The 15515-nt window shown below is 71.3% G+C and carries 9 protein-coding genes; 5 read left to right on the plus strand and 4 right to left on the minus strand.

Translation table 11 applies throughout. The annotated features are described in order from the left end of the window. The first annotated feature begins 14 nt into the window (after positions 1–14). The 4 genes from ACIHFB_RS29180 to fxsT all read left to right on the plus strand — a co-directional run bounded on the left by ACIHFB_RS29180 (position 15) and on the right by fxsT (position 7681). On the plus strand, positions 15–3275 hold the full coding sequence (locus ACIHFB_RS29180) for an SAV_2336 N-terminal domain-related protein (protein ID WP_365283872.1): 3261 nt from the start codon (positions 15–17) through the stop codon (positions 3273–3275). Continuing rightward, entirely contained in the window at positions 3272–3427 is a 156-nt protein-coding gene (locus ACIHFB_RS29185; protein WP_365283870.1) for a hypothetical protein, read from the plus strand. Before ACIHFB_RS29180 ends, ACIHFB_RS29185 begins: the two co-directional genes overlap by 4 nt. Continuing rightward, positions 3424–4611 carry an FxsB family cyclophane-forming radical SAM/SPASM peptide maturase gene (locus ACIHFB_RS29190; RefSeq protein ID WP_400128502.1) on the plus strand — a complete coding sequence of 396 codons (1188 nt, stop codon included), beginning with the start codon at positions 3424–3426 and terminating at the stop codon, positions 4609–4611. The genes ACIHFB_RS29185 and ACIHFB_RS29190 overlap by 4 nt, the downstream gene beginning before the upstream one ends. A gap of 109 nt (positions 4612–4720) precedes the next feature. Then, a complete protein-coding gene (fxsT, locus tag ACIHFB_RS29195) occupies positions 4721–7681 on the plus strand; it encodes an FxSxx-COOH system tetratricopeptide repeat protein (protein ID WP_400128504.1) in 2961 nt (986 codons plus the stop codon). A gap of 66 nt (positions 7682–7747) precedes the next feature. Here the strand turns inward: fxsT and ACIHFB_RS29200 are convergent, their stop codons facing one another. The 4 genes from ACIHFB_RS29200 to ACIHFB_RS29215 all read right to left on the minus strand — a co-directional run bounded on the left by ACIHFB_RS29200 (position 7748) and on the right by ACIHFB_RS29215 (position 14478). Next, complete coding sequence (locus tag ACIHFB_RS29200; protein ID WP_400128506.1) at positions 7748–11551, minus strand: multifunctional oxoglutarate decarboxylase/oxoglutarate dehydrogenase thiamine pyrophosphate-binding subunit/dihydrolipoyllysine-residue succinyltransferase subunit; 3804 nt, start codon at positions 11549–11551, stop codon at positions 7748–7750. A 281-nt stretch (positions 11552–11832) separates the two neighbouring features. Further along, positions 11833–12939, minus strand: a complete 1107-nt coding sequence (locus ACIHFB_RS29205) for an ATP-binding protein (protein WP_365283862.1) — start codon at positions 12937–12939, stop codon at positions 11833–11835. Then, complete coding sequence (locus ACIHFB_RS29210) at positions 12936–13676, minus strand: response regulator transcription factor (RefSeq protein ID WP_210572451.1); 741 nt, start codon at positions 13674–13676, stop codon at positions 12936–12938. Before ACIHFB_RS29210 ends, ACIHFB_RS29205 begins: the two co-directional genes overlap by 4 nt. 124 nt (positions 13677–13800) lie before the next feature. After that, a complete protein-coding gene (locus tag ACIHFB_RS29215; protein WP_400128509.1) occupies positions 13801–14478 on the minus strand; it encodes a spermidine synthase in 678 nt (225 codons plus the stop codon). A 206-nt stretch (positions 14479–14684) separates the two neighbouring features. Here ACIHFB_RS29215 and ACIHFB_RS29220 point away from each other — a divergent pair, with 206 nt between their 5' ends. Then, positions 14685–15407 carry a rhomboid-like protein gene (locus tag ACIHFB_RS29220; protein WP_400128511.1) on the plus strand — a complete coding sequence of 241 codons (723 nt, stop codon included), beginning with the start codon at positions 14685–14687 and terminating at the stop codon, positions 15405–15407. Positions 15408–15515 lie beyond the last annotated feature (108 nt).

Below are 15515 nucleotides of genomic sequence, written 5' to 3' on the forward strand. Positions count from 1 at the left end.
CCCCGACAGGCGACGTGAGCGGCGCGCTCGCGGCGCTGGTCGCGCGGTTGCGCGACGCCGGGATCCCGCCGGGCGTCGAGGAGCTCGCGGACGCGCTGTGGCTGGCCCGCTGGCTGCCCGGGACACCCGACCGACCCGCCGCACCCGCCGCCACCGGCGGTCGCCCCCCGTCCGGCCCGGCCGCTGCCCCCGGCCCCCTGCCGACCCGGCCGCACTCCGGCCTCACCACGGCGGACGAGCCGGCCGAACAACCCGACGGCGCCCGCCTGTTCGCGCCCGGCGAGGGCGGCCACACCCCCGGCGGCCGCATGGCGCCCGTCCGCGTCCCCGCCGCCCCCGCCCTGCCCGAACCGCTCGCCCTGCAACGAGGGTTACGCCCCCTCCAGCGGTACCGCGCGCCCGTACGGCCCGTCCCCCGCATCCTCGACGAACAGGCCACCGCCGAACGGGCCGCCGAGACCGGAATCGTCCTGCCCGTCCTGCGCACCGAACGCCGCCGCGAGGCACGCCTGCTGCTCCTGATGGACGTCTCCACCTCCACCGTCGTGTGGCAGCAGGCCCTCGACGAACTGCGCCAGGTCTGCGAACGCGCCGGAGCCTTCCGCGAGGTACAGGTGCAGTATCTGCACGAGGCGCGCGGCGGCCTGCCCGGCTACGCCTCCGCCGCCGAGCACCCCGGCCCGCTGCACGCCCCGGCACAGCTCAGCGACCCCACCGGACGCCGGCTGACCCTCGTCCTCAGTGACTGCGCCGGACCGATGTGGCGCAGCGGCCGTATGCACCGGCTGCTGCACGGCTGGGCGGCCACGGCGCCCGTCGCCGTCGTACAGCCGCTGCCGCAGCGCATGTGGCTGCGCACCCATCTGCCCGCCCGGCGTGGACTGCTGCACCGGCGCGAAGGGCCCGCGGGCGCGCTGGAGTTCCTCCCGGAGCGCGGGCGCGCCCAGCAGGGTGCGCTGCCCGTGCCCGTCCTCGCGCTGCGCCGGCCGTCCGTGGAGGGCTGGGCCCGGCTGGTCTCCGGCGCCACCGGACAGGCCCTCGCCGCCGCCGCCGGCTGGGTACGCGCCGACCAGCCCGCGTCCGGCGCTCCGGTGCGGGCCACGGCGGACATCAGCGGCACGGAACGCGTCGGCGGCTTCTGGCGCACCGCGTCCCCGGAGGCCCGCCGGCTCGCCGTGTACCTGTCCGCCGTCCCGCTGTACCTGCCGGTCATGCAGCTCGTCCAGCACGCGATGCTCGCCGGGAGCGGGCCCGACGTACTGTCCGAGGTGCTGCTGAGCGGACTGCTCAGGCGCCGGGAGGACGCGGACGAGCCGCGGGCCGTACGGTACGACTTCCTGCCCGGGGTGGCGACCGAGCTGCGGACGCGGCTGGCCGTCGAGGACGTCGAGCTGCTGCTGAAGCACTGCTCCGCTTACGTGGAGCGGAAGTTCGGGCGCAGCGTGCGGAACTTTCCCGCGCTGGCGCGGGCCTTTCTGCGCGGGGCGGTCGACCCCGCGGCCGATCCGTCGCCGGTCGCCGGGCTGGGGGACGAGGAGCCGGCCGGGCTGCGTGCCTTCGCCGAAGTGTCGGCGGACGTGTTGCGTGACCTCGGCGCACGGATCCCGGTGGTGCCCCCGACACCGCCCCGGCTCAACTTCCCGGAGCTCATCCGCAAGGGGCGGGAGGCGCTCGGGCGGTACGAGCGGGAAGGGCTCACCCGGGAACTCGATGCCGCGGTGGGTCGCTTGCAGCAGGCGGTCGGGATCGCACAGAACGGCGGGGAACGGGCGTCCGCGGGGGAGGAACTGGCGAACGCGCTGCTGGCGAGGTGGCGTGTGCGGGCGGTGGGGGAGGATCTGCGGGACGCCTGGGAGGCGGTCGCGGAGTCGGAGAGCGGGACGTCGCGCGCGAGTCTGCTACGCGGGTTGATCTGCTGGGCCGTCGCGAGTGAACTGACGGCGCGGGGGAACGAGTTCGAAGGCGTGCCGGGCGGATTGCGGGAGTGGGCGCGGGGCGCGGCGCACGGGCGGTACCGGGCCGAGGACTACGCACTGGCGGTCGCTCTGTACGTGGCGGACGAGGAGCTGTCGGCGGGTCTGAGGAAGCGCGGCCGAGAGCGCACCGGTGAGCCGGCGGCGGTGGAGACGCTCATGCGCGTACGCCGTGCCGTCGCCGAGTCCGGCGTACGCCTCGGTGGCCCGGACGGGCCGTTCCCGGCTGCGACCGACCCGGCGGACTGGTATGTCACGCACCTTGAGCGGGCAGCCGGCGCGGGTGCCTCGCTGGCCCGGCAGTCCAGCCCGGTGCAGACCTTCGTCGTCCTGGCGCACGTCCTGGTCGACCTGGCCCGGCAGCACGCGGGGCGCGGCCTTGTGGCGGCGGTTCCCCGTGCGGCGCGCGCCGCACGCGTCGCCGAGCGTGCCGTCAAGGCGTTGGACCCGGCGACGGCGCACTTGGACCGCCTCCCGGTCGCCGAACGCTGCCAGGCCTGGCTGACGTTGGCGGACGCCCTGGAGTTCGTCGACCCGAACTGGCGCAAGCGAACGGCACAGCCCACGGCGGCCGAGGTGCTCGAATCGGCCCTCGCCGCCGCCGGCGACAACACGCTGCTGCGCCTGGAGTGCCTGCTGCGCAGCGCGCGACTCCACCTGCGGGCCTACGGCGAGACACGCGACCCCGCCGAGCGGGACCGCGCCATCGACGCATGGGCCGCCGCCGAACTGCTGCTGGGAGAGGACCATCCGCTGCGCGCGTCGGTCCTGACCAACTTCGGTCTGACCCTGCTCAAGAGGGCCGAGACCGAGGGCTCCGTCGCGGACACCCACCACGCCATCCGTGTCCTGCGCACCGCGGTGGAGGAGAGCCGCGACGAGGCATACCTGCCGGTGCAGCGCATGACGCTGGGCCGGGCCCACGTCCAGCGCTTCGGATTCGAGGGCGTGCTGGCCGATCTCCACGAGGCGGACTGGATACTCGGCGAGGCCATCCGGGACTCCGAGGACCCCGAGGTACTGGCGTCCTGTTGGAACACGAGGGGAGAAGTGTTCCGGCATCTCGGCCACCGCACGGGCACACCGGCGCACCTGCACCGCGCGGTCGAGTGCTACACACACGTCATCGACCTCGCGCGCGACCTGGGAGACGACGCCATGGCGGCCGAGGCGCTCATCAGCCGGGCCCGGACCCGGGAGGACCTCGGCCGGGTCACCGCCGCCCGCGCCGACCACGAAGAGGCCCGGCGCCTCGACCCCCGTGCGGCCGCCCGCCTGGATGCCGAAACGGCCCCCGAGTGACCGCCCCCGCCGACGGCACCCACATACCCCTCCCCGAAATCCCCCGCCCGGACCGCACCGACCACCCGGTATTCGCCGCGATCCTCGCCGAACTCCGCACCCGGGAAGGGGAGGAGCACCCAGTCGTCGCCCACTACGAAGACGCGCCATGACGCCCCACCCACAGTGGCCGCACGCCACCCTGGACGTCACCGCCCACGAACCCACGCCCTTCCGCCAGTTCGTGCTCAAGGTGCACAGCCGCTGCAACCTCGACTGCTCCTACTGCTACATCTACAGCGGCCAGGACCCCAGCTGGCGCGATCGCCCGGCGCGTACCGGCGAAGCCACGATGCGCCAGACCGCGATCCGTATCGCCGAACACGTACGCGCACACCGCCTGGACCGCATCCGCATCGAACTCCACGGCGGCGAACCCCTCCTCACCGGCCCGGCCCCCGTCCTCGCCTATGCGCGTGCCGTGCGCGAAGCCGTCCCCTGCGAGGTCACCGCCACCGTCCAGACCAACGGCACCCGTCTCACCGCCCCCACCCTGGACCGTCTCTCCGACGCCGGCATCAGGGTCGGCCTCAGCCTCGACGGCGGACGGGCCGCCCACAACGCACGCCGGGTCGACCACGCCGGCCGCCCCGCCTGGCCCGCCGCCCTGGCGGCCGCACGACGGCTCGCGGCGCGTCCGGAGTCGTACGCGGGCGTCCTGTGCACGATCGACCTGCGCGCGGACCCGCTCGACGTCTACCGTTCGCTGCTCGACCTGGACCCGCCCGGCGTCGACTTCCTTCTCCCGCACGCCAATTGGCGGCATCCACCGCCCGGCCTCGCCCGTCGGCGGCCCGGTCGGCACCGGCCCGGCCCCACCCCGTACGGGGACTGGCTGGACGCCGTCTTCGACGCCTGGTGGGACGAGGGACGGCTGCGCACGCGGGTACGGCTGTTCCAGGAGATCGCGGCGCTGCTGCTCGGTGCACCGGGCGCGGCCGAGGCGGTGGGGCTGTCGCCGATGGCTGCCGTCGTGGTGGAGACGGACGGTTCGATCGAGCAGGTCGACTCGCTGAGGTCGGCGTACGCGGGCGCCGCGGAGACGGGGCTCGACGTGTTCCGGCACCCCTTCGACCGGGCGCTGCGCCATCCGGGCGTGGCGGCACGGCAGGTGGGCGAGCGGGCGCTGGCCGCGGCCTGTCTGAGCTGCCCGGTGGGGAAGGTGTGCGGGGGCGGCAACTATGTGCACCGGTACGCGTCCGGCAGCGGCTTCCGCCACCCCAGCGTGTACTGCGCGGACCTGGAACAGCTCATACGGCATGTTGCCGACCGGCTGGCACGGACGGCGCACGGGTGACGGAGAAACACGGCCGGATGGCTCAACCACGCTGCTGCGGAACCGTTTTGACGCACAATTGAATAACCTGTGCACAGTCGTGGCCAGGTTCAGTTGAGGGGACTGCAAGATGACGGCGGAACTCGAACACGTCACTGTCGTCTTCGCGGGACAGAGTGAATCCTGGGCCAAGTGGATCGACCACCAGGTCAGGGCCGCCGGACGACCCACCACCCTGGTGCGCTGGAACCCGCTGCGCCGCCCGCCCGCCGACGAGTCGCTGATCGACCTGCTGAGCCCGCCGGGACGGCTGCTGCTGGTCATCGACGACTGGTACGAGCGGATGGGCCAGGTCCGGTTCGACGCCTGGGCGCATGTCCTGCGCCGTGTGCTGTCGCCCTACCGCGAGCGCATCGCCGCAGTCAGCATCACCGCCCGGCCCTTGCCCGAGGCCGTCATCGCGCTGGCCCCCGTCGAACTGCGGGGCCTCAGGCCCGAGGTGGCCCGCAGCCGGGTGCTGGAGTGCGCGGGCATCCCGGCGCCCGGCACCCTGATCGACCTCCGGCGCGGCCCCCGCTTCCCGGACGACCCGCCGGAGGTGTGGCTGGCGCCCCGGCGCAACCGCCGGTTCATCGGACGCACCGAACTGCTGGCGAAGGTCCACAGCGCCTACTCCACGGCCGGCCGCGATGGCGCCGCCATGGCGCTGCTGGGCCCGGGCGGCTTCGGCAAGTCGCAGCTGGCCCTGGAGTACGTCCACCGGTTCGCCGGCGAGTACGACATCGTCTGGTGGATCAACGCCGCCCAACGGGTCACCGCACGCCAGCAGTTCGCCGACCTCGCCCCCGAACTGGACCTGCGGGACGCCGGGGACCTGTCGGCGACCATCAAGGCCGTGCGGCAGGAACTCGGCCGGACCCAGCGCCCCTGGCTGCTCGTCCTGGACGGGGCCCGCGATCCGGAGCAGGTCCGTGACCTGATCCCCGACGGGCGCGGCCATGTCCTGGTCACCACCCACCGCAGCGAGTGGGGAGCCCACGCCGACACCATCGCCGTACCGGCCTTCGAACGGGGGGAGAGCGTCGCGTTCGTCCGGCGCCGCGCGCCACGCCTCACCGAGGTACAGGCCGGCCGTCTCGCCGAGGCCGTCGAGGACATGCCGCTGCTGCTCGACCAGATGGCGGCCTGGCTGGATCTCAACCCCACCGCGTCGGTCGACGAGTACATACGCGACATCCAGGTCGGCAAGCCGGACCGGTTCGGCGTCATGGCCTCCGGCGAGTACCCGGAGAGCTTCGAAGTCGCCTGGGCCAAGCTCATCAACACCCTGCGCGAGGGCGCCGAACCGGCCTGGCAGCTGCTCAACCTGCTGGTCTGCTTCTCGCACGACATGGTGCCGGTACGGCTGCTGCAGACCGCCCGGCACGCCGACCTGCCGCATGAGCTGGCGGAGCTGGTCGCCGAGCCCAGCAGCTGGAACACCGCCCTGCGCAAGCTGTCCGAAATCACGTCCATGCGCATCGAGTACGAGCAGAGCCCCCGGCTGGACACCCAGACCGTCGGGACGCTCCGGATGCACCGCCTCTTCCACCGCTACGTCCGCTCCGTGCAGGCCCCCGCCGACGCCGAACGCCACTCGGCCGCCGCCCGCAAGGTCCTCGTCTCCGCCGACCCGCGCGACTCCTCCTCCGCGGGCAACTGGGCGCGCTACGCCGAACTCATCCCGCACCTGGAGCCGTCCGGCGCCCTCGCATCGGCCGACGACGACGTGCGCGACCTCGTCCTCAACTGCATCGAGTACCTGCGGATGCGCGGCGAGTACCACGACGGCTGGTGGCTGGCCCGGCAGGTCGTGGAGCACTGGCGGGAGGCCTTCGGCGACACCGACCGGCTGGTGCTCGTCGCCGTCCACCAGCTCGCCAACATGCTGCGCAGGCTCGGCCGCTACAGCGAGGCCGAGGACGTGGGTAGGGAGATCCTCCAGCGACTGGACGGCGCCGGGGACGCCCGGCCCATCGAGGTGATCCGCGCCAAGGACGGCCTCGGCGGCACCCTGATGGCCCTCGGCCGGTACACCGAGGCCCGTGCCCTGTTCGAGGAGGCCGCGGCGAGCGCCGCCGCGCAGCTGGGCGGGGAGAACGTACCGCGCACCCTCAGCATCCGCAGCAACCTCGCCGTCGCCCTCGGCCTCCAGGGCCACTACACCGAGTCGCTCGCCCTGCACCGCAAGATCTTCGAGGCCCGCGTCGAACTGCTCGGCGGCAAGAGCGCGGCCACGCTCAACTCGGCGCTGCGCACCGCCTGGATGCTGCGGCTGCTCGGCCAGTACCGGGAGGCGCTGGCCATCCAGGGCCACAACTCCCGGGTGCACAGCCAGGTCCTCGACCGCAGCCACGGCCAGACCGTCCTGGCCGAGCACAATCTCGCCCTGTGCGCCCGCCGCGTCGGTGACCTCCAGTTCGCGCACATCATGATGCGCGGGGTCCGCGAGAAGCTGATCCGCCGACGCGGTGCGCTGCACCCGGACACCCTGATGGTGTCCTGCGACTTCGCCACGCTGCTGCGTCAGATGGACCGGATCCCGCAGGCCAGGGAACTCGCCGAGCTCACCGCCCGGCAGTACGCCGACCAGCTCGGCGACACCCATCCGTACGCGATCGGGGCCCGGGACAACGTGGCCACCATCATGCGGGACATGGGCGAGATCCGCGGCGCGCTGGAGCTGTCGCAGCGCAGCACGCGGGAGATGGAGGAGCGGGTCGGACGGGAGCACCCGTGGGCCATCGGCTGCGCGAAGAACGAGGTCGCCGCGCTCGACGCCGTCGGGGAGACCGACGCGGCCGCCGAGCGGGGCCGGGACGCCGCCGACCGGGCCGCCCGCACGCTGGGCGACGGCCACATCCTCACGATCAGCCTCCGGGCCGGTCTCGCCCTCGACCTCGCGGAGCTGGGGCAGCACGCAGAGGCCGACGAACTGCACCGGGACGCGGTCGAACGGCTGACCATGCTCCTCGGCCCCGATCACGAGCACACCCGGCACATCCTCGAACGGGAGCGGCCGTACTGGGACTTCGAGCCGCAGCCCATCTGACGCAGGACGCAAGAAGGGCCCGGTACCGGAGCAATCCGGTACCGGGCCCTGCTACGAGCGTGAGGCTCAGGCCTCGAACACCTCACGCACCAGCTGCTCCTGCTCGGCCTGGTGCCGCTTGGCGGAGCCGACCGCCGGGGACGAACCGTGCGGGCGGGAGATGCGCCGCAGGCGCTCGCCGTGCGGGACGTCGGCGCCGACCGCGAGGTCCAGGTGGTCGATCAGGTTGAGGGCGATGAACGGCCAGGCACCCTGGTTCGCCGGCTCCTCCTGGGCCCACAGGTACTTCTCGGCGTTCGGGTACTTGGCGATCTCCGCCTGGAGCTCGGCACCCGGGAGGGGGTACAGACGCTCGACGCGGATGATCGCGATGTCCGTGGCGCCGCGCTTGGTGCGCTCGGCCTCCAGGTCGTAGTACAGCTTGCCCGCCACGAAGACGACCTTGCGGACCGCGGCCGCGTCGACCGTCGAGTCGCCGATGACCGGGCGGAACTGACCCGACGTGAACTCCTCCGCCTTCGACGCGGCGGCCTTGAGTCGCAGCATCGACTTCGGGGTGAAGACCACCAGCGGCTTGTGGTGCGGGTTGTGCACCTGCCACCGCAGGAGGTGGAAGTAGTTCGACGGGAGGGTCGGCATGGCGACCGTCATGTTGTTCTGGGCGCAGAGCTGGAGGAAGCGCTCGACGCGGGCCGAGGAGTGGTCCGGGCCCTGTCCCTCGTAGCCGTGGGGGAGCAGCAGCGTGACACCGCTGGTCTGGCCCCACTTCTGCTCGGACGCCGAGATGTACTCGTCGACCACCGTCTGCGCGCCGTTGACGAAGTCGCCGAACTGCGCCTCCCACATCACGAGAGCGTCGGGGCGGGCCAGCGAGTAGCCGTACTCGAAGCCCATGACCGCGTACTCGGACAGGAGGGAGTTGTAGACGTTGTAGCGGGCCTGTTCCTCGGCGAGGTACTGGAGCGGGGTGTGCTCCTCGCCCGACTGGCGGTCGATGAGGACCGCGTGGCGCTGGCCGAAGGTGCCCCGCTGCGAGTCCTGGCCGGACAGACGGACCGGGGTGCCCTCCAGGAGGAGGGAGCCGACCGCCAGGGTCTCGCCCATGCCCCAGTCGATCGTGCCGTCCTCGACCATCGCCGCCCGGCGCTGCAACTGCGGCAGCAGACGCGGGTGTACGTGGAAGGAGTCGGGGATGTTGACCTGGGACTCGGCGATCCGCTTCACGACCTCCGTGGAGATCGCGGTGTTCACGGCGACCGGGAACTCCGCCTGCGGGTCCGACACGGGGCCCACGCTCGGCTGGGCGGTGACGGCCTCACGGACCTCCGTGAAGACCTTCTCCAGCTGGCCCTGGTAGTCCTGGAGCGCCTGCTCGGCCTCTTCCAGGGTGATGTCGCCGCGACCGATGAGGGACTCGGTGTAGAGCTTGCGCACCGAGCGCTTCTTGTCGATCAGGTCGTACATCAGCGGCTGGGTGAAGGCCGGGTTGTCCGACTCGTTGTGACCGCGGCGGCGGTAGCAGATGAGGTCGATCACCACGTCCTTGTTGAACGCCTGGCGGAACTCGAAGGCCAGTCGCGCGACGCGGACCACGGCCTCGGGGTCGTCGCCGTTCACGTGGAAGATCGGGGCCTCGATCATGCGGGCCACGTCCGTGGCGTACATCGAGGAGCGCGACGACTCGGGAGCCGCCGTGAAGCCGACCTGGTTGTTGATGACGATGTGGACCGTGCCGCCCGTGCGGTAGCCCCGCAGCTGCGACATGTTCAGGGTCTCGGCCACCACGCCCTGGCCCGCGAAGGCCGCGTCGCCGTGCAGGGCGACCGGCAGGACGGTGAAGTCCGTGCCGCCCTTGTTGATGATGTCCTGCTTGGCGCGGGCGATGCCCTCGATGACCGGGTCGACCGTCTCCAGGTGGGACGGGTTCGCGGCCAGCGAGACCTTGATCTGCTCGCCGTCCAGGCCGGTGAAGGTGCCCTCGGCGCCCAGGTGGTACTTCACGTCGCCGGAGCCGTGCATCGACTTCGGGTCGAGGTTGCCCTCGAACTCGCGGAAGATCTGGGCGTACGACTTGCCGACGATGTTGGCGAGGACGTTCAGCCGGCCGCGGTGGGCCATGCCGATGACGACCTCGTCCAGGCGGGACTCGGCGGCCGAGTCCAGCACCGCGTCGAGCAGCGGGATGACCGACTCGCCGCCCTCCAGGGAGAAGCGCTTCTGGCCGACGTACTTCGTCTGGAGGAAGGTCTCGAAGGCCTCAGCGGCGTTCAGCCGGCGCAGGATGCGCAGCTGCTCCTCGCGCTCGGGCTTGGTGTGCGCCCGCTCGATGCGGTCCTGGATCCACTTGCGCTGCTTGGGGTCCTGGATGTGCATGAACTCGATGCCGGTGGTGCGGCAGTACGAGTCGCGCAGCACGCCGAGGATGTCGCGCAGCTTCATCAGCGACTTGCCGGCGAAGCCGCCGACCGCGAACTCGCGCTCCAGGTCCCACAGGGTGAGCCCGTGCTCGGTGATGTCCAGGTCGGGGTGCTTGCGCTGGCGGTACTCCAGCGGGTCGGTGTCGGCCATGACATGGCCGCGGACCCGGTAGGAGTGGATCAGCTCGAAGACGCGCGCGGCCTTGGTGACGTCGTCGTCGTGGCTGGCGTCGATGTCCTTGAGCCAGCGGACCGGCTCGTACGGGATGCGCAGCGACTCGAAGATCTCGTCGTAGAAGCTGCCCTCGCCGAGGAGGAAGTTCGCGACGATGCGGAGGAACTCGCCGGAGGCGGCGCCCTGGATGACCCGGTGGTCGTAGGTCGACGTGAGCGTCATGACCTTCGAGATGCCGAGCTTGTTCAGGGTGTCCTGGGACGTGCCCTGGAACTCCGCCGGGTAGTCCATGGAGCCGACGCCCATGATGACCGACTGACCGGGCATCAGACGCGGGACGGAGTGGACGGTGCCGAGGCCGCCGGGGTTGGTCAGGGAGACCGTGACACCGGAGAAGTCGTCCATCGTCAGCTTGCCGTCACGGGCCCGGCGGACGATGTCCTCGTAGGCCTGCCAGAACTCGAAGAAGTTCAGCGTCTCGGCCTTCTTGATGCCCGCGACGACCAGTTGACGGTCGCCGTTGGGCTTCACCAGGTCGATGGCGAGGCCGAAGTTGACGTGCGCCGGCTTGACCAGGGTCGGCTTGCCGTCCTTCTCCGCGAAGGAGTAGTTCATCGACGGCATGGCCTTGATGGCCTGCACCATCGCGTAGCCGATGAGGTGGGTGAAGGAGATCTTCCCGCCCCGGGCGCGCTTCAGGTGGTTGTTGATGACGATGCGGTTGTCGAACAGCAGCTTCACCGGGACCGCGCGCACGGACGTGGCCGTGGGCAGTTCCAGCGAGGCGTTCATGTTCTTGGCGACCGCGGCGGACGGGCCGCGCAGCGTCACGAACTCCGGACCCTCGGGCGACACCGCGGCCTGGGCGGCGGGCTCGGCCTTCGCCTTCGGCGCGGCGGCGGCCGCGGGCTTGGCGGGCGCCTTCGCCGGGGCGGGGGCCGCGGCGGCGGGCTTCGGGGCCGCGGGCGCCGGAGCCGGGGCGGCGGGTGCGGCCGGAGCCTGAGCGGCCGGCGCGGCGGCTGCCGGCTGAGCCGTGGTGGTGGTGCCCGCGGCCCCCGCGGCCGCGGTACCCGCCGGAGCCGACGGGGCAGCGGCCCCGGGCTTGTAGTCGGCGAAGAAGTCCCACCAGGCGCGGTCTACCGAATTCGGGTCCTGGAGGTACTGCTGATAGATCTCGTCGACGAGCCACTCGTTCGGCCCGAACGCGGCCGCGGGGTTCTTCCCCGCTTGGTCTGCGTCGGTCGAGATGCTCGAGTTACTGGGGGACTGTGGCGACACGGCGGCAACCGCCCTCTTCCGCTTCACAAGGTGATGGACAGCGGGAATCAAGGCTACGCCCCCATGGCACGGAAGGTCAGTCCGGGCCTGCTCATCGTCGTGTAAGTCACATTGAACCGAGCGTTTCGGGGGTGGAAATGGCGGGAAACAAGCGTGGTTCCGGCGCGGGAGGGATGGCTCGATCACGACCCGGCGCGATCAGGGCGCGGGTGTGTGCCTGATCACACGTGTCCATGGACCGGGACCGACGTGGATCTTGGGGCTCCGCTTCGAACTTTACGTCAACTTGGCATGGATGGCTCGCCCGGAAGGGTGATCAGAATCCGGCAACCTCGCTCGGAATCGGCCACACCGATCCGTCCGCCGTGCAGATCCACCGCCCAGCGGGCGATCGCCAGACCCAGTCCCGTGCCGCCGTCGCTGCCGGGGCCGTGCGGGCGGTTGACGGCTCCCCGGTTGAACCGCTCGAACACGCGGTGCCACTCCGACCTGGGGATCCCGGGCCCCTCGTCGAGGACCTCCAGCTCCAGTGACTCGGGGTGGTTCCCGCGCCGGGCCTTCACGGTCACCCGGCCGTGCGGCGGGCTGTGCTTGACCGCGTTGTCGATCAGATTGGCGACGACCTGGTGGATCCGCTCGGGGTCCGCGTGCGCGGTCAGCTCAGGCGGGGACACGTCGAGGTGCAGATGGACGTCCGTACGGGTGTGGCTGCCGGAGCCGGAAGCGATGCCCGCGCGGGCCGAGGCGACCATGTTGGCCTCCTTCAGCACGCCCGACAGATACGGCCACACCTCGAAGCGCCGCCTCTTCAGCGGTACGACGCCGTTGTCCAGGCGGGAGAGGTCGAGCAGGGTCTCGACCAGTCGGCCGAGCCGCTCCGTCTGCTTCAGGGCCGTCCGCATGGTCTCCGGGTCGGCCTCGGTGACGCCGTCGACGATGTTCTCCAGGACGGCGCGCAGGCCCGCGATGGGAGTGCGCAGCTCGTGCGAGACGTTCGCCACCAGCTCCTTGCGCTGGCGCTCCTGCTCCTCCAGCTCGTCCGCCATGACATTGATCGTCTCGGCCAGGTCGCCCAGTTCGTCGCGCCGGTTGTCGCGCACCCGGCGTGTGTAGTCGCCCTGCGCGATCGACCGGGCCACCGCGTTCATCTCGTCCAGCGGCGCGGTCAGCGAGTGCGCCACGAACTGCGTGATGAGCAGCGTGGCGATCATCGAGAAGACCGTGATGAAGCGCAGCTCCGTCTCGGTACGCATCGCGATCATCATCAGGCCGGTGGTGATCAGGACCGAAATGACGACGAGCGCACCGAGCTTGGTCTTGATCGAGAACGGACTCACTCCGCCCCAGGGCTCCCCGGGGCCTCTCCGCGGAGCCGGCCCGTCACTCATGGCGTCGGCGTCTCCAGCGCATAACCCACGCCGTGCACCGTGCGGATCCGCTCGGCGCCGATCTTCCGCCGCAGCGCCTTGATGTGGCTGTCGACGGTCCGGGTGCCGGAGGCGTCCGCCCAGTCCCACACCTCGGCGAGCAGCTGCTCACGGGAGAGCACCGCACGCGGCGTGTTCGCCAGGCAGACGAGCAGGTCGAACTCGGTGGGCGTGAGATGCACGTCCTCGGACCTGACCCGCACCCGGCGCTGCGCGTGGTCGATCTCCAGCTCGCCGAGGCGCAGGATGCCGCTGCGCGGCGTGGAGGCCGCGACCGCGGCCCGCTCCACCCGGCGCAGCAGCACATGCACCCGTGCCGCCAGCTCACGCATCGAGAACGGCTTGGTCATGTAGTCGTCGGCACCGACGCCGAGCCCGACCAGCATGTCCGTCTCGTCATCACGTGCCGTGAGCATCAGCACCGGCACCGGCCGCGCGGCCTGCACGCGCCGGCAGACCTCCAGGCCGTCGAAGCCCGGCAGCATGATGTCGAGGATCAGCAGATCGGGCTGCCAGGCCTCGGCCGTGTCGACGGCGGCCGGGCCGTCGCCCGCCGTCTGTACAAGAAACCCTTCGGCACGCAGGCGGGTGGCGATGGCGTCCACGATCGTGGGGTCGTCCTCGACCACCAGCACCCGGCGCTGTGCGCCCGGGGTGGCCGTCGCCGTGCCGTTGTGGGAGGTGTGTGTCTGCTCCATCGCCCGCCCCTGAAGTTGCTTTCCGGAATCCGTGGGGTGATCCCTTATGACTGCGCATGTCTGCGATTGACGCTTGAATGATCGGCGCCAGGGAAGCAGAGTACGGGGAGTCACCGACCATTTGCTATCCAGGCCGGACGGCAACATGCACGACGTCCGGAACGCCCCGGGCAACGGGGATCTCTTCGGTACGCACCCGCTGGAAACCGGCATTCCATAGGGTTCCTTCAAATTCCGGAGAGGGCTTCGCGGACCAGACGGCCAGTACGCCCGATGGCCTCAACGCCCCTGCGCAGCTGGCCAGTCCGGTCGGTGAGTACAGTCCGCCGTTGCCCTCGGTGACGGTCCAGTCGGGGCCGTTGTCGATGTCCAGGCACAGTGCGTCATACGTGTCGGAAATCTCATTGACGTAAGGGATCACGTCACTTTCGACGATCTCCGTGCGGGGATCCGCGAGAGCCTTCGCCGTCAGCGCGGACAGGGGGCCCTCGCGGTGCCAGCCGATCACGGCCGGTTCGCGTTCGACGACGGTAATGCGGCCCCAGCGGGGGTTCTCCGCGGCGTGCGCGAGCGAGAAACCGACGCCCAGGCCTGCGATCAGCACATTCGGCCGCTTCCGCTCGTCCAGGGCGTCGAGTGCCGCGTCGACCAGTCGGCGCTCCGAGCGTCCGTCGGAGGTGTCCATCAGGAAGCAGCCGTTCGCGATGATCTGGAGCAGTTCGCCGTGGCGGCGCAGGACGACTTCGCCGTGCGGGCCCTCACGACGGTCCAGGACTTCGGGCAGGTCGTATGCGGTGGGCATCGGCCCATCCTGACAGTTCCCTGACGAATGGTTGATGGAATTACGGACATCGTGTTGACGAGACATGAACGTGCCTGACGCCGCCGCGGGCAGATACCGGCCGTTGCCTGAGAGTTGGGTGTGAATCGGCTGCGAGGTGGTGCCCGTCACAGACAGCGGCGCGCGGGGGCGCGGAGGGTGGAGTGAAAGGGAAGGAGCGTCTCACGGTGGAACGGATCGCGCCGACGACGCCTCGTGATGCCCTTCCCGAGGTCTCCGGGCTGCTGAACGGCATGCCGCGCCAGCGGACACCGGAACCGGCGGCTCCCCGAAAGCGCCCTCTACGTCCGTGGCGAGTGCTGCCCACCCCCACGGGAACCCCCTTCACCTTCGCCTTCGCGGCCGTGCTCGCGGGCACCTCGCTGATCATCGAATACGCCGACCCGTCGGTCGTCCACGCCCTTCTCCAGGGCTCCAGCACCGACGTGGCGCACCTCGTCCGCACGCCGGTGTTCGTGCTGCTGGCCAGTGCGCTGTGGGTCGCGGGCGGGCTGGTGTCGCCGTACGCGATCGGCTTCCTGCTCGTCCTCACCGCGCTGGAGCGGCGGATCGGCGGGGCCCGCACGGCCTGTGTCTTCCTGGCCGGACATGTGCTGGCCACCCTCGCGACCGAAGTCCCCATCGGACTGGCGGTCCTGGTCGGCCATCTGCCCGACAGCTCCCTCCACCGGCTCGACTACGGCATCAGCTTCGGCGTCGCGACGGGCGTCGGTGCGGTGGCGGGTCTGCTGACGCCGTGGGTGCGGTGGCCGCTGGTGGGTCTGTTCGGCTGGACGCTGGTCCAGGACCTGGTCGCGTTCACGGACCCGATGTCCGAGTGGGGGCATCTGATCGCGCTGGGGATCGGGATCGCGCTGTGGCCGACGGTTCGGCGCGGGGCGCGGCGCTGAGCTTTGCGTTGGAGTAGGCGGTTCGTTGTCCGCGGGCCCGGTGGGGGCTGGTCGCGCAGTTCCCCGCGCCCCTGACGGGGCGCTGTTGTGGGCCCGGGTTCATTGGTT

The sequence above is a fragment of the Streptomyces sp. NPDC051963 genome (assembly GCF_044593495.1).
In the GTDB taxonomy this organism is placed as follows: domain Bacteria; phylum Actinomycetota; class Actinomycetes; order Streptomycetales; family Streptomycetaceae; genus Streptomyces.

Coding starts and splice junctions, on each gene's coding strand:
- ACIHFB_RS29190 (WP_400128502.1), top strand. CDS start 3,424: ATGACGCCCCACCCACAGTGGCCGCACGCCACCCTGGACGTCACCGCC.
- fxsT (WP_400128504.1), top strand. CDS start 4,721: ATGACGGCGGAACTCGAACACGTCACTGTCGTCTTCGCGGGACAGAGT.
- ACIHFB_RS29205 (WP_365283862.1), bottom strand. CDS start 12,939: ATGAGTGACGGGCCGGCTCCGCGGAGAGGCCCCGGGGAGCCCTGGGGC.
- ACIHFB_RS29210 (WP_210572451.1), bottom strand. CDS start 13,676: ATGGAGCAGACACACACCTCCCACAACGGCACGGCGACGGCCACCCCG.
- ACIHFB_RS29215 (WP_400128509.1), bottom strand. CDS start 14,478: ATGCCCACCGCATACGACCTGCCCGAAGTCCTGGACCGTCGTGAGGGC.